The sequence below is a fragment of the Aphanothece stagnina RSMan2012 genome, from assembly GCF_046764815.1.
GTDB lineage: Bacteria > Cyanobacteriota > Cyanobacteriia > PCC-6307 > Cyanobiaceae > NIES-981.
This window is the reverse complement of record NZ_JBKOUC010000006.1, coordinates 1-14,441: the sequence shown is the minus strand read 5'-3', so window position 1 is coordinate 14,441 and position 14,441 is coordinate 1. Positions and strand designations below refer to the sequence as shown.

The window sequence follows — 14,441 nt, the reverse complement described above, 5'->3', positions numbered from 1 at the left end:
GGGAAAGCGTGGCGGGCCTGAACTCAGGTCTGCTTCTTGACGGGAAAACGGCGCGGCAGCACAGCGCGGACCAGCCGGAAGGCGGCGGCGACCACCAGCACCAGCGCCACCAGGACCACCACGACCACCAGCACCACGGCCAGCAACTGGACCAGCCCCAGCAGGAACTGCTGCAGGCCGCCGATCAGATTGGCGATGGCGTTGCTGAGCAGCAGGAAGGTGTCGAGCCGTTCCAGCAACTGCAGCAGACCCACCAGCAGAAGGGCGCCGAGACTGCCGAGCAGCAGCGCCGAGCCGAGATGACGCCAGCGCGAAGGCCGGCGCTTGGTGCGAAAAACGTGGCGACTCCTGGGTGCCTTCATGGGCAGGTGAAGGGCACGGCGATGGGACGAGGTCATGCCTCAAGGGGATAGCCGGCCCCGCGCATCCAGCGCTGGAATTCCATCAACACCAGCTCATTCGGACAGTCGATCAGGGTGAGGTTGCCGACGGTGCAATCACCGTGACCACCGTGGTGCAGGGAGAGACGGAAGTCACCGCCACTCAGACCACAGACCTCGGGATCACTGCGCACCACCACATCCAGGGCCGCCCCGAGGCGCGCCACGCGGATGCGCAGGTCCGACCAGGTCATCGATGTCATCAACCCAGTGTGATCGGCGATGCGTCAGCGTCAAGCCTGGTGGACAGGCCACGACCGGGAGGGTTGTGCCGATCAGGGGCCTGCCGGTCAGGGAGCTGCCGATCAGGGGGCGCTGGGCGGAGCGGTGGTTCCGGCCGCCGGAGTCTGCGGCGGCAGGGGGCGGGGTTCGGGGAGCAGCAGCCCGAGGCCCGCCGCGAGGGCGAGGGCGAGGGCTCCGCCCACGGGGGCGGCCAGGCGCTGCACCCGGGGGAGACGTTCCTGCACCTCCCGGGGACGCAGGGGCTGGGGCTGGGGCAGATCCAGCGGCACCTGGAGACGGGAATCCAGCCGCAACTGGTCCAGCACCCGCACCAGGTCGGCCAGTTCGGCGTCATCGAGCACCACCTCCAGGGGTGGGGTGTCGGGCTGACTGCTGCGCAGCACCAGGCGGTGGCCTCCCTCGGGCCTGGGCCCGATCGCCACCGGATGGGGCTCGGTGCCGAACTGGCGCGCCACGCCACTGATCAGGTGGCGGGCATAGGGCAGCACCACCTGCATCAGGGCCAGCAGGTGATCCTTGCGCCCCTCGAGCTCAGGCCGGCCGGCCCAGCGCAGCGTCCAGCCGGTGATGATCCCCATGGTGTCGCCGCTCTGGCCGACGGACACATCGGGCAGCCCCTCCACCTGCAGGCGACAGCTGAGTTGTTCGAAGCGCAGCGTCTGTTTCATCCAGGGAGTGTTTCATGCGAGGGGATCCCGGCGGCTGGCGGACAGCCCAGCCCGACTCAGCCAGCCGGACTCAGCCGGCCGGATCGAGCAGGCTGGCGCGCAGGCGCTCGAAGCCGCCGATCCCGCCTCCGAGGGCCAGGGTCTGGATCAGCTGGCGCCGCTGCTGGGCCCCCTGCTGGGGATCGAGCAGCCTCTGCACGCCGACCCGGCGGGGGTTCATGCGCTCCCGCAGCAACTCGGAGAGCCTTGCCTGGAACAGGGCCCAGCGCTGCTGCAGCACCTCAGGGGGTTCGCTGGTGGCGAGCAGCGCCCGCAGCAGCGGGTAGAGCCGATCGGCCAGGGCGCAGAGGATGCGGATCAGGGCATCGGTCTCGGCGGGATCGAGTTCACCGCGGCGGGTGGTGCGCCGCAGCGGGTTGTAGCAGCGGCGCTTCCACAGCTCCACCCGGTTGGGGAAGAGGCCGGTGAAGCCCATCTGCTCACTCATCCACACCATGGCCTCCCCACCGTTGAGATCGAGGGCCTCGACGACCAGCAGCAGCAGGTCGAGCCGCTCCAGACCGCGACGGGGAAGGCGCGGTGCGGCAGCGCCCTGAGGGGTGGCGGCCGGACCGGGGGCGGTGGGGACGGGGGGGGGTGTAATGGGGGCGGTGAGGGGCATGGCTGCGATGATGCCAGCAACTGCGCCCCACCGTCACGCCCATGGCTGCACAGGTTCCGTCGGCGGCAGGGACTTCAGGGATCGATCTGCGGCAGCTGGTGCGTGATGTGCCCGACTTTCCCAAGCCGGGCATCCTGTTCCGCGATCTCACCCCGCTGATGCGGGATCCGCGCAGCTGGCAGGAGGTGATCCGCCAGCTCGAGGAGGTGTGCGAGCGGCTCCAGCCGGATCTGATCGTGGGCATCGAATCCCGCGGCTTCATCGTCGGCATGGCCCTGGCCACCCAGGTGGCGCTCGGCTTCGTGCCGGTGCGCAAGCCCGGCAAGCTGCCCGGTTCCGTGACCGGCGTCGACTATGCCCTCGAGTACGGCACCGACCGGCTCGAGATCATCAGTGATGCCCTGGAGGGGGGACCCCGGGTGATGGTGGTGGATGACCTGTTGGCCACCGGTGGCACGGCGGCGGCCTGCGCCGAGCTGGTGGAGGCCGCCGGAGGCAAGCTCTGCGGTTTCGGCTTCGTGGCCGAACTGGCAGCCCTGGAGGGCCGCCGCCGGCTGCCCGAGGAGCACCCGGTGGAATCGCTGATCATCTACACGTGATCGTCCAGCGTCCGATCCACGACGCCTGAGCGCCTCGTGCCAGCCGGCTAGAGGTTGGCGTCCTGCCAGCTGAGCACCTGCTCGAGCTGCTCCAGGCTGATCAGCCCATAGCGCCACAGCACCACCGGCAACGGCGCCTGCTCCTGCTGGGACTGCTTGATGCCGAGCGCCAGGGCGCTCTCGCTCAGGCCGATCTGGTGGCGCAGGTAGCGCAGCAGGGCCTGGGGCGGCAGCGACTGGGGACTTGAGCTCAGCACCATGGCGGGTCGGCTACCAGGGGCGGCAGGGTCCATGGGTCATGGCCCCGAGGCTGAGCCGCCGCAGCGGAGCCATGGACCCCAGCAGGGCCAGCGCCAGCCGGCGCAGGGGCAGCAGCAGGGGGGAGCGGTTGGAGAACAGCCGCATCAGCAGGTCGGTGGCGAGCAGCGTCAGCAGCAGATCCGGCCAGCGCCGTCGTCCATAGGCCCCGGGCAGCCGCGCCGGCTGCAGCCGCCCCGCGGCCACCCGGCGGGCGAGGCGGTGGAGCGTGTCCACATCGCGCCAGCAGAGGTTGAGGCCCTGGCCGCCCACCGGGTGGCAGCGGTGGGCGCTCTCCCCCACCAGCACCGTCGTCCCCCGCGAGAGGCGGCGGGCCAGCAGCAGCGCCACCGGAAAGGCCCGGGGCTGATCCAGCAGCACATCGGGCTGAAAGCGATCCGGCAGGGTTGCGGCGAGCGCATCGAGGAAGGCGTTGGCCTCGAGCCCCTCGAGCTGCCGGCAGCGCGCCGCCGCCGCACTCCAGACGAGCTGGGTCCTGCCCTCCCCGAGCGGCAGCACCGCGAAGGGACCCTCCGGCCGGAACAGCTCCCAGGCCTGGTCGTCGTCATTGCCGCGCAGGGCCACCTGGGCGGTGAGGCAGCTCTGGCGGTAGGACCACTGCCACAGGCCGATGCCGAGGGCCTCGCGGTGGGGGGAATGGGGGCCATCGGCGGCCACCACCAGATCCGGGGGTTCAGCCAGCTGCGGTGAGTGAGCGGCAGGGTTCCAGGTCTCGGCAGCCGTGCCGAGAAGGAGCCGCACGGCGGGGTGGGCCGCCAGGCGCTGCTGCAGCACGCCCATCAGCGCTGCGTGCTCCCCGATCCATCCCACCGCCGCCCCCGGCACCGCGCGCAGGCCCGGGGCGAGGTCGGCCAGGCCGAAGGGAACCTCCACCCCCAGGGCCAGGTCCGCGAGCATCAGGCGCCGGAACGGCAACATGCCGCTGCCCAGCTCATCCCAGAGGCCGAGGCGCTCCAGCAGCCGGCGGCTGGCGTGGCTGAAGGCGTAGGCCCGGCGCCGCTCGCGCAGCTGGCGGGGCTCCTGGGGGTCGGTGAGGGTCACCTGCCAGCCAGCTTCGGCCAGGGCCAGGGCCGCCAGGGCTCCGGTGGGGCCGGCGCCGTGGATCAGCGCCCGGGGAGGGGCGGCCGGTTCGGTGGCCGGTGCGGTGGCCCCAGACGAGATGGCGGCGGCGGAGATCAAGCGGGGGTGGCCATGAAAAAAGCCGCAGCAAGTCTGCGGCTTCGGGAGCGGAGCGGATTGAAGAGCCGGCGAGCTGCTCGCGGAGATCAGCCGATGCCGAGCAGACCGCGGGTGAAGGCTTCACCGCCGAGGGCCAGCTCGGTGGCGAGAAGGGCGATGAAGCCGAGCATGGCCATGCGGCCGTTGAGCTTCTCGGCGCGCTCGTGGAAGCCCCAGCCGCGCTCGGCGCTCACCACTTCCATGCGGGGCTCGCTGGCGAAGGCATTGAGGCGACCGCCGTCTTCGGTGGTGACGGTGGCGCCGCGGATGGCGGTGGCAGCGGGGTTGGCCTGGGTCATGGAGGGCTCGGGGGTGTCGATGAGATCAATGTAACACATTGTTGCGCTCTGTGACACGTTGTTGCCGATGGGTGGCGGCGGGGCGTTCGAGCGGCTCACCGATGCCCGGATCAGCCCAGGCGCCTGAGGCAGAGCTCCTCGAAGGCCGGACGCAGCAGGAAGGGGTACTCCCCCACCCAGAGCTTCAACTGGGGCAGCCAGGCATCGGTGATCGCCCCGATGCGGGAGAAGTCGCGCCGCTCACTCAGCACCAGGGTGCGGATCACCATGCCGCGCCGCACCTGCTGGTTCTTCTTGTCCATGGGAAAGCGCAGCTTGCCCAGGTAGCCGTCCTCGTCCTCCAGCTCCAGGGTGAGCCAGGTGCGGCGGTTCTCCACCAGCTCCAGCCTGCCGCTGCGGTCGGCCTGCTCGCGGCGTTCCTCCACCACCTCCCGGGTGTGGAGGTCGGCCACCACCCCCTCGAAGATCGCGGCGGCCGGGTAGCGCCGCAGCGTGGCGTTGCGCCGCCCCGCCTCCACGATCGGCCCCCACAGCAGGTAGAGGAAGAAGACGAAGCCGGTCACCAGCATGATCGGGCCGGCCTGGCTGGAGAACAGCAGGGTCTGGCTGATCAGCAGGCTGATCACACCGCCGATCACGGAGATGAACACCCGCTGCAGCAGCTTGCGCGGCGAGCCGCTGCAGGCGTTGAACTGGGGACCGGTGGCCACCGCCGGGATCACCCGCTGCAGCTCACCGGGCTTGAGGGGGATCAGCATCAGAGCAACCTCTCGAGGCCGTACACCAGACCCGGCAGCTGCCGCACCCGGCGCACGCTGAGCAGCACGCCGGGCATGTAGGCGGCCCGATCGATCGTGTCGTGGCGCAGGGTGTAGGTCTCGCCGGGGGCGCCGAACATCACCTCCTGGTGGGCCACCAGGCCCGGCAGCCGCACCGAATGGAGCCGCAGCCCGCTCTCGCGCTGCCCGCCCCGGCAGCCGGGCAGGGTCTCGTGCTCCTCCACCTGCGGGGGGTTGAACGTCTTGCCCAGCTCCTCGATCAGCTCGGCGGTCTTGAGGCAGGTGCCGCTGGGGGCGTCGGCCTTGCGGTTGTGGTGCAGCTCGGTGAGCTCGGCGAAGTCGTAGAAGCGGGCGGCGGCGGCGGCGGCCTGCTGCAGCAGCACCATGCCGACGCTGAAGTTGGGGATCACGGCAGCGCCGATCGAGGCCTTGTCCGCGAAGGCGGCCAGATCGGCCAGCTGCTCGGGGCTGAGGCCCGTGGTGCCGATCACCGGGTGCACGCCGTAGGCGATGGCGCCGCGGGTGTGCTCGTACACCACCTTGGGATGGGTGAAGTCCACCAGCACCGCCCCCTGGCCGGGGCCGTCGTTGCGCACCAGCTGGCTGGCCTGGCAGAGGCAGCCCTCGAAGTCGGCGGTGATGGCCACCTCCAGCTCGCCCAGGCCGAGTTCGAGGCCCACGTCGGCCCCCTCGCTGCCGGGGCTCGTGTCGATGGCGCCGACCAGCCGGCAGTCGGGGGCGGCGTGGACGGCACGGATGACCTCGGCCCCCATCCGGCCGAGGGCTCCGGCCACCACGACGGCGATGGGCTTGGCCGCGGGGCTGCTGGTCATGGGGTCGTCACCGTTCACGTCAACCGTTGCAGCAGAGCCTATGGGCCGGCTCGCGTCAGGGGTGGGGGCTTCGTAAGCTCGCTCCATCAGCCCGCTCCAGCGCATGTTCACGCAGGTCCGTTCCGCCAGCCGTCGGGTCAGCCCTGCCGCCTCCCACGCCGGTGCGGTGATGAAGGCCGTGTATGTGGTGCTCGAGCCGCAATACCAGAACGCCCTCACCCAGGCGGCCACCTCGCTGAACGACCAGAACGGCCCGCTGGCGATCGAGCTGAGCGGCTACCTGATCGAGGAACTGCGAGACCCCGGCAACTACGCCGATTTCTGCGCCGATGTGGCGGCGGCGGATGTGTTCATCGCCTCGCTGATCTTCATCGAGGACCTGGCCCAGAAGGTGGTGGAGGCCGTGGCGCCCCACCGCGACCGCCTCAAGGCCGCCGTGGTGTTCCCCTCCATGCCGGAGGTGATGCGGCTCAACAAGCTCGGCACCTTCTCGATGGCCCAGCTGGGCCAGAGCAAGAGCGCCATCGCCGGCTTCATGAAGAAGCGGAAGGAGGCCGGCGGTGCCGGTTTCCAGGACGCGATGTTGAAGCTGCTCAACACGCTGCCCACGGTTCTCAAGTACCTGCCGGTGGAGAAGGCGCAGGACGCCCGCTCCTTCATGCTCAGCTTCCAGTACTGGCTGGGGGGAACGCCGGACAACCTGCGCAACTTCCTGCTGATGCTGGCGGACAAGTACGTCTTCCCCCGCAGCGGCTCCGACCGGCCAAGCGTGCAGGTGGCCGATCCGGTGGTGTTTCCCGATCTGGGCATCTGGCACCCCCTGGCCCCGGGGATGTTCGAGGACATCAAGGAGTACCTGAACTGGAGCGCCAGCCGCCAGGACCTCAGCGACACGGCGCGCCAGGGCCCGGTGATCGGCCTGGTGCTGCAGCGCAGCCACATCGTCACCGGCGATGAGGCCCACTACGTGGCGGTGATCCAGGAGCTGGAGTACCGCGGCGCCACGGTGATCCCGGTGTTCTGCGGCGGGCTCGACTTCACCCGGCCGGTGAATGCCTTCTTCTACGACCCGCTCAACCCCGAGGTGCCCCTGGTGGATGGGGTGGTGTCGCTCACGGGCTTCGCCCTGGTGGGGGGACCGGCCCGCCAGGATCACCCCAAGGCGATCGAGGTGCTCAAGAAGCTCAACCGCCCCTACATGGTGGCCCTGCCGCTGGTGTTCCAGACGACGCAGGAGTGGGAGGAGAGCGACCTGGGGCTCCATCCCGTGCAGGTGGCGCTGCAGATCGCCATCCCCGAACTCGATGGGGCGATCGAGCCGATCGTGCTGAGCGGCCGGGATGACGCCACCGGCAAGGCCCACACCCTGCAGGACCGGGTGGACGCGATCGCCGAGCGCTCGATCCGCTGGGCCTCGCTGCGGATCAAGCCCCGCGCGACCAAGAAGCTGGCGATCACGGTGTTCAGCTTCCCGCCGGACAAGGGCAACGTGGGCACCGCCGCCTACCTGGATGTGTTCGGCTCGATCCACCGGGTGATGGAGGAGATGGCGGCCCGGGGCTACGACGTGGGCGGCCTGCCGAAAACGCCCAAGGCGCTGATGGAGTCGGTGCTGCAGGACCCCGAGGCCCTGGAGGGGGCCCCCGAGCTGGCCATCGCCCACCGCATGAGCGTGGCGGAGTACGAGCGGCTGACGCCCTACTCCGAGCGGCTGGAGGAGAACTGGGGCAAGCCGCCGGGGAACCTGAATTCCGACGGCACCAACCTGCTGATCTACGGCCGCCACTTCGGCAACGTGTTCGTGGGGGTGCAGCCCACCTTCGGCTACGAGGGCGACCCGATGCGGCTGCTCTACTCCCGCAGCGCCAGCCCCCACCACGGCTTCGCCGCCTACTACACCTACCTGGAGAAGGTGTGGGGCGCCGATGCGGTGCTGCACTTCGGCACCCACGGCTCGCTGGAGTTCATGCCCGGCAAGCAGATGGGCATGAGCGACACCTGCTACCCCGATTCGCTGATCGGAGCCCTGCCGAATCTCTACTACTACGCGGCGAACAACCCGAGCGAAGCCACGATCGCCAAGCGACGTGGCTACGCCGAAACGATCAGCTACCTCACGCCGCCAGCAGAAAACGCCGGGCTCTACAAGGGGCTCAAGGAGCTGGGCGAGCTGGTGGGCTCCTACCAGCAGCTGCGCGAGAGCTCCAGGGGCGTGCAGATCGTGAACGCCGTGGTGGAAACGGCCCGCCAGTGCAATCTCGACAAGGATGTGGCCCTGCCGGAGCTGGACGCCGCCGAACTGGACCTGGACGCCCGCGATGCGGTGATCGGCGCGGTCTACCGCCAGCTGATGGAGATCGAAAGCCGGCTGCTGCCCTGCGGCCTGCACACGATCGGCAAGCCCCCCACCGCCGAGGAGGCGATCGCCACCCTGGTGAACATCGCGGCGCTGGAGCGCGAGGAGGAGGGCATCCGTTCGTTGCCCGCCCTGCTGGCCGAGAGCCGGGGCCGCACGATCGCCGACGTGTACAAGGGCAACGACGCCGGTGTGCTCGCCGATGTGGAGCTCAACCGGGTGATCACCGAGACCTCCCGGGCGGCCGTGGGGGCGATGGTGAAGGCGGTGACGGGCAGCGACGGGCGGGTGACGCTGCGGCGCAACTTCGGCTGGTTCTTCAACCTGCTGGAGCGCTTCGGGTTCAAACTGCCGAGCCCCTGGCTGGGGGCCTGCTGCGCCGCCGGCTTCGCCCAGGTGGATCAGGCCGAGCTCGACAAGCAGTTCGGCTATCTGCAGTTCTGCCTGCAGCAGATCTGCGCCGACATGGAGATGGAGAGCCTGCTGCGGGCCCTCGATGGCGAGTACGTGCTGCCGGGGCCGGGCGGTGACCCGATCCGCAACCCGGGGGTGCTGCCCAGCGGCAAGAACCTGCACGCCCTCGACCCCCAGGCGATTCCCACCAAGGCCGCCATCGCGGCCGCGAAGGTGGTGGTGGACCGGCTGATCGAGCGGCAGAAGGCCGAACAGGGCAGCTGGCCGGAGACAATCGCCTGCGTGCTCTGGGGCACCGACAACATCAAGACCTACGGCGAATCGCTGGCCCAGATCCTCTGGTTCATCGGCGTGCGCCCTGTGCCCGATTCGCTCGGGCGGGTGAACAAGCTGGAGCTGATCCCGCTGGAGGAGCTGGGCCGGCCCCGCATCGACGTGGTGGTGAACTGCAGCGGGGTGTTCCGCGATCTGTTCATCAACCAGATGGGCCTGATCGACCAGGGCGTGAAGATGGCCGCCGAAGCCGAGGAGCCCCTGGAGATGAATTTCGTGCGCCAGCACGCCCAGGAGCAGGCCGCCAAGGAGGGCATCAGCCTGCGGGATGCGGCCACCCGCGTGTTCTCCAACGCCAGCGGCAGCTACAGCTCGAATGTGAATCTGGCGGTGGAGAACAGCACCTGGGAGGAGGAGGGCGAGCTGCAGGAGATGTACCTCTCCCGCAAGACCTTTGCCTTCAATGCCGACAACCCCGGCGAGATGAACCAGAAACGGGAGGTGTTCGAGGCGGCGATGAAGACCGCCGACGTGACCTTCCAGAACCTGGATTCGGCCGAGATCTCGCTCACCGATGTGAGCCATTACTTTGATAGTGACCCCACCAAGCTGATCCAGGGGCTGCGGGAGGATGGCAAGGCACCGGCCAGCTACATCGCCGACACCACCACCGCCAACGCCCAGGTGCGCTCGTTGAGCGAAACGATCCGGCTGGATTCGCGCACCAAGCTGCTCAACCCCAAGTGGTATGAAGGCATGCTCAATTCGGGCTACGAGGGGGTGCGGGAAGTGGCCAAGCGGCTCAACTTCACCCTCGGCTGGAGTGCCACCAGCGGCGCGGTGGACAACTTCGTGTACGAGGAGGCCAACGACACCTTCATCAACGACCCGGAGATGCGCAAGCGGCTGATGGAGCTCAACCCCCACAGCTTCCGCCGCATCGTGGGCACGCTGCTGGAGGTGAACGGCCGCGGCTACTGGGAGACCTCCGATGAGAACATCCAGCAGCTGCAGGAGATCTACCAGGAGATCGAAGACCGGATCGAGGGCGTGAGCGCGGGTTAATCGAGGCTGAAGCCCACCCCGCGCACGGTGTGGATCAGGGGCTCGCGATCGGGCCCCTCCAGCTTCTTGCGCAGGTAGCGGATGTAGACATCCAGCAGGTTGTCGCTGCCCACCCAGGAATCGCCCCACACCGAGAGGAGGATCTGCTGGCGGGGCAGCACCTGCTGCTTGTGGCGCAACAGGTGCAGCAGCAGGTCGTATTCCTTGACGGTGAGCTTGATCGGCACGCCGGCGCGACTCACCTGGCGCTGATCGGTGTTCACCACCAGGTCCTTGTGGGTGAGCTCGGGGCCGTCGGCCAGCAGCAGCCCCATGCGGGAGCGCCGCAACAGGGCGCGGATGCGCGCGCTCAGCTCCTCGAGCGCGCAGGGCGTGGCGAGCACATCGTCGGCCCCGGCATCGAGGGCCTTGACCCGCTCGACGAAGTCATCGCCGGGGGAGAGCAGCAGGATGGGTGTGGTGGCCCCGCGGGCGCGCAGGTCCCGGGCCACGGCCGCACCGGAAAGCCCGGGAAGATCCCGGGCCAGCAGCGCCAGGTCGGGCGCGGTGTCGACGATCTGGCGGCGGGCGGCCTGGCCATCGGCGAGGCGGGTCACGGCGTACCCCTGGGCCTGCAGATGCCGCTCGAACAGCAGCGCCTGGCTGGCATCCGCATCGGCGAACAGCAGACGTGCAGTGCTGGGCATCAACCGCCAGTGCTCATGGTGCCTGAAGCGCGCCGGGCGTAGGGCTCAGCTGGCGGAATAGTCCGATGGGATGTCCGAGACGAAGCCGCTGGAGAGATCGATGGCGTCCATGGCTGTCTCTGCATCCGGGTCCGGGGAGTGATCCGGTAGGAGCCAGTCATCGAAGTGATCATCCAGGGCCGTGAACACGGCCAACGGATCCACATTGCCATCGGCATCGAAGCTGAAGCCAAGACCGAGGGGATCGAGGTGGTCGGCCTGGAGGTCGGCCGCAATGGTGTTGAGCACATCCTGCTCGATCTGATGGTAGGCCTCAGCCGAGAGCTGGTGCTCTTCGAGAAAGGCACTCACCACCTGATCGAGCTCGTAGGCCATCTCGGCCGGCCGCTCCTCCACGGCGGAGAGATCGGGGGAGACCTTGAGGGCAGCGAAGAAGCTGTCGATCAGGGCGCCGATCATCTCCGGAGCGGAATCGACTGAAGTGAAGGCAGCCATGGCCAGAACCTCCGCGGATCAGCCGGTGATCAGACCGACACAACGTCGGGCTGTTCGTCGGCAGTGTAGGCGACATCGAACACGTCATCGACCTGGGGCAGGTCGATCTCCGCCGCATCCAGGGCGACCACGTCGTCGACGGTGGGAGCCGGCTCGGGGTCGGCGATGTCGAAGCTGGTGTCGAGGGCGGGGTCATCCGGCAGCGAAGTGTTCAGATCGTGCTGGATGTCCGCCAGGTCGGCATCGGAGATGGACTCGGACTCCGAGAAGGCGGTCACAAGATCTGACGTGGAAGGAGCGACAGGAACGTCGGCTGAAGCAGCATCTGTGGCAGCAGGAGCATCAGACAATGACGTGTCAGTAGGCGGATCCTGAACGACAGAGGGGTCATCGATCACCGCTTGGACCAACTCGACAACGGGGGGGATCTCCTCCTGGGGGACATCAATGGAAGAACTGGAATCAGACAGATCAGTGGACGAGGATGGGTCTTCTGACGCGGCGTCTGGAGCTGTCAGCTCATCGACAACAGGAGCAGCGGGAACAGAAGCGTCATCCGCGGAGGGGGGAATGGGCTCAGTTCCGGTTACGTCTGAAATCGGCACGTCCTCGATCGGAACGGCAAGAGCAACAGCTCCATCGTCGACGGTAGAGGCAATTGGCTCCGTGTCCAGAATGTCTGTGGTTGGCAGCTCCTCATCCGGCTCTGCAAATGCTACAGAGCCATCATCAAGTGCAGGGGCAAGAAGCTCAGGCTCCAGAACCTCTGGCGCGAGATCCTCTCCAACTGGAGCAGTGGCGAAGGCAACGTCCTGTGCCAAGCCATACTCAACCGTGACGTCACCATTGGCGTCAAGAGTCTCATAGGCGTAGGTGGTACTGCCATAGACATAGACATCGCTGTCGGCGGTGGCATAAGCAATGCCATCACTTGTAAGACTGATGCTCAGTATGCCAGCGTCCGCAAGAGAACGGTATTCGCCATCGTCTAGCGCTCCATTGCTGTTAGCATCAACCCATACCCCAAAGTTTGCGAATTCCGAATCTTGAGCGTCTAGCACACCATCAGGCGCGGGCTCATGGGTGGCCGCCAAAGCAGCATTCTGCAATTGATTGTTATCAAATGCCAGGGCAATGGCCTCCAGATCCGTCCGCGCTTCGGGCCTAAGAGCAAGGAAGTTTGTGATGACACCATCTTTTGGATTCTGGTTGTCGTCATAGACAAGAATACCATCCGCTGGCCCGACCCAGGCCGTGGAGACAAGACCACTACCATAGTCGTACTGAACGGAGTTCGCTCCATCCAGACTTAAGTAATCAATAGAACCACTGAGATCCAGATCAAGAGCAACAGGCGCCGTCTCAGGCAAAATAGAAACCGTGAACGGATCGGCTACAGAATCACCATCGCCATCAACCGTAGTTACCACAAAGTTGAAGTCAACAGGAACAGGAGCGATCGGCTCCGTCGTTTGCAGTTCAAAGGAGAGCCCCAGTTTTGTTTTCGTGTCTGTCTTGCCGCCATCGATATCAACTGGGGAAGCTATCAGGATTGTGTCGATATCGGCGAGGGCAGAGAAGTCACCGACACCAGCTTCTACCCTATAAGAAGTGATGATCGTGTCAGGATTCAAGACAACAAATGCCTTCACGTTATTTGAATCGGTGACCGTAAGAAAGATCACCTCTTCGGGAGCCGAGTCAAATTGGTTATCGCCAGTCCCCGTGAACAAGAGGTTAACTGCCTTGATGCTTTCACCTGGGGCGAGAGTGCTATCGTCGGGATCAACAAGAATTGCCTCTCCACTCTCAAAGATATTATCCTGGACGCCAATGCCTGAACCGCTTACATTCACTCCTCGGTCGGGCAGGTCAAAGGTTTCAAATGTATAGTCTGTAAAATCGACACTAAGAGTCTCTCCAGTAGACTTCGTAATCGTTGCAGTGCGGGTATCCGAAGGACCTCCAGATGCCAATGTAACTGAATCACTTTCAGTATCAAAAGTGATAGTACTGGGAGGTAGATCAGAGACAAGCGTGTAAGTGCCATCCTCTCTAATCGTTAACTCGAAATCAACAATAGCATTTGGCTCATTGTCATTCAGAAGGTCATAGTTATACTGCCCAGTCATAACGATATCGCCGTTGATCGTAGTTACAGCGGGTGTTCCCACCAGAGTCGTTTGATTTCCATTGACGAGAATGGAGGTGAGCGTCACCGAGTCAATAAAACCATCATTGGTGGCTGGCGTGGAAGGGTCGTAGAACTCTGTCTGACTATCTGTGCTGCGTGAACCAGTCCAGAAGCCATCAATTCCTCCTCCTGCAGCTGTCGCAGCCGAAGCAGTCCCCTCTGAGTCGGCAAAAGCCAACTCTGGTGCATCGTCCTGGATCGACAGCTTGCCTCCCAGGTCGATGTCCTGGAACACACTGTCGCCGTCCTCATCCACCAATTCCTGGCGCACAAGCAACGTATCCGCTGTCTCCGCCAGAATCGTCTCTGCCTCATCGCCACTACTCGTATCGCGATGCCAGATATTCGCCGGATCATCACCTGCTGACACGGCACTGCCATCGGCATTGACGTAGGCAAACGTCACCACACCACTGCCATTCACCGAAATCGTGAATACCTGCTGATCCGTCCCAGCCACGACACCACGGACAACTCCACTTCCGTCATCCACCAAATTGATCGCAGCTCCCTTCCCGATATCTCCTGTGATCACAGTCGGATCCAGGATGAACAGTCCCGACGCCACCGTAATGACGCCATTCACCGCTGTTCCAGACAGCAACACCGTGAAGTTCGTCTCGCCAGGAGGCACATCCGTTCCCAGATCGCCGGCGGCAAAATTACTGCTCAGGTCCAGCAGCGTGCTATAAACACCATCATCAATTCCATTATTCGGGTTGTTAGCTAGGTCCGCCGGAAGATCCGATTCATCCAGGAACGCTGTCCCGACTTCTCCGGTGGGCTCACCCAGCGTCGGGCCTGCATCCTCGATCGACAGCTTCCCTGTCAGATCGATCTTCTGAGACACACTGTCACCGTCCTCATCCACCAACTCCTTCTGCACGAACAACGTTCCCG

At 66.0% G+C, this 14,441-nt stretch carries 14 protein-coding genes; 2 read left to right on the top strand and 12 right to left on the bottom strand.

The window, feature by feature from the left end; all coding sequences use genetic code 11:
• Positions 1-23: 23 nt before the first annotated feature.
• The 4 genes from ACLNEE_RS05395 to ACLNEE_RS05380 form a co-directional block, all read right to left on the bottom strand.
• On the bottom strand, positions 24-398 hold the full coding sequence (locus ACLNEE_RS05395; RefSeq protein ID WP_411424140.1) for a hypothetical protein: 375 nt from the start codon (positions 396-398) through the stop codon (positions 24-26).
• Complete coding sequence (locus tag ACLNEE_RS05390) at positions 395-634, bottom strand: hypothetical protein (RefSeq protein ID WP_411424139.1); 240 nt, start codon at positions 632-634, stop codon at positions 395-397. Before ACLNEE_RS05390 ends, ACLNEE_RS05395 begins: the two co-directional genes overlap by 4 nt.
• 111 nt (positions 635-745) lie before the next feature.
• Entirely contained in the window at positions 746-1,351 is a 606-nt protein-coding gene (locus ACLNEE_RS05385) for a DUF4335 domain-containing protein (protein ID WP_411424138.1), read from the bottom strand.
• A 70-nt stretch (positions 1,352-1,421) separates the two neighbouring features.
• On the bottom strand, positions 1,422-2,012 hold the full coding sequence (locus tag ACLNEE_RS05380; RefSeq protein ID WP_411424137.1) for a DUF3038 domain-containing protein: 591 nt from the start codon (positions 2,010-2,012) through the stop codon (positions 1,422-1,424).
• Positions 2,013-2,092: 80 nt separating this feature from the next.
• On the opposite strand from ACLNEE_RS05380, the gene ACLNEE_RS05375 reads away from it, so the two are divergent.
• Entirely contained in the window at positions 2,093-2,611 is a 519-nt protein-coding gene (locus ACLNEE_RS05375; RefSeq protein WP_411424143.1) for an adenine phosphoribosyltransferase, read from the top strand.
• 47 nt (positions 2,612-2,658) lie between these two features.
• Here the strand turns inward: ACLNEE_RS05375 and ACLNEE_RS05370 are convergent, their stop codons facing one another.
• The 5 genes from ACLNEE_RS05370 to dapB all read right to left on the bottom strand — a co-directional run bounded on the left by ACLNEE_RS05370 (position 2,659) and on the right by dapB (position 6,058).
• Positions 2,659-2,871 (bottom strand): DUF2949 domain-containing protein, encoded by a 213-nt coding sequence (locus ACLNEE_RS05370; RefSeq protein WP_412006866.1) that lies wholly within the window; start codon positions 2,869-2,871, stop codon positions 2,659-2,661.
• Positions 2,872-2,881: 10 nt separating this feature from the next.
• On the bottom strand, positions 2,882-4,108 hold the full coding sequence (locus ACLNEE_RS05365) for an FAD-dependent monooxygenase (protein WP_411424135.1): 1,227 nt from the start codon (positions 4,106-4,108) through the stop codon (positions 2,882-2,884).
• Between the two features lie 86 nt (positions 4,109-4,194).
• Positions 4,195-4,446, bottom strand: a complete 252-nt coding sequence (locus ACLNEE_RS05360) for a high light inducible protein (protein WP_411424142.1) — start codon at positions 4,444-4,446, stop codon at positions 4,195-4,197.
• A gap of 110 nt (positions 4,447-4,556) precedes the next feature.
• Positions 4,557-5,204 (bottom strand): hypothetical protein, encoded by a 648-nt coding sequence (locus ACLNEE_RS05355; RefSeq protein WP_411424134.1) that lies wholly within the window; start codon positions 5,202-5,204, stop codon positions 4,557-4,559.
• Positions 5,204-6,058, bottom strand: a complete 855-nt coding sequence (gene dapB / locus ACLNEE_RS05350; protein ID WP_411424133.1) for a 4-hydroxy-tetrahydrodipicolinate reductase — start codon at positions 6,056-6,058, stop codon at positions 5,204-5,206. Before dapB ends, ACLNEE_RS05355 begins: the two co-directional genes overlap by 1 nt.
• 103 nt (positions 6,059-6,161) lie before the next feature.
• On the opposite strand from dapB, the gene ACLNEE_RS05345 reads away from it, so the two are divergent.
• Positions 6,162-10,166: a magnesium chelatase subunit H gene (locus tag ACLNEE_RS05345; RefSeq protein WP_411424132.1), complete on the top strand. Its 4,005-nt coding sequence runs from the start codon at positions 6,162-6,164 to the stop codon at positions 10,164-10,166.
• On the opposite strand, the gene ACLNEE_RS05340 is transcribed toward ACLNEE_RS05345, so the two are convergent.
• Genes ACLNEE_RS05340 through ACLNEE_RS05330 form a run of 3 tightly spaced genes read right to left on the bottom strand, consistent with a single transcriptional unit; the run spans position 10,163 to position 14,427 of the window.
• Positions 10,163-10,852, bottom strand: coding sequence for a response regulator transcription factor (locus ACLNEE_RS05340; RefSeq protein ID WP_411424131.1), 690 nt, complete (start codon positions 10,850-10,852; stop codon positions 10,163-10,165). The two genes, ACLNEE_RS05345 and ACLNEE_RS05340, sit on opposite strands and share 4 nt — an antisense overlap.
• Positions 10,853-10,897: 45 nt before the next feature.
• A complete protein-coding gene (locus ACLNEE_RS05335) occupies positions 10,898-11,347 on the bottom strand; it encodes a hypothetical protein (protein ID WP_411424130.1) in 450 nt (149 codons plus the stop codon).
• Positions 11,348-11,376: 29 nt separating this feature from the next.
• Entirely contained in the window at positions 11,377-14,427 is a 3,051-nt protein-coding gene (locus ACLNEE_RS05330) for a DUF5801 repeats-in-toxin domain-containing protein (protein WP_412006865.1), read from the bottom strand.
• Between the last annotated feature and the right edge of the window lie 14 nt (positions 14,428-14,441).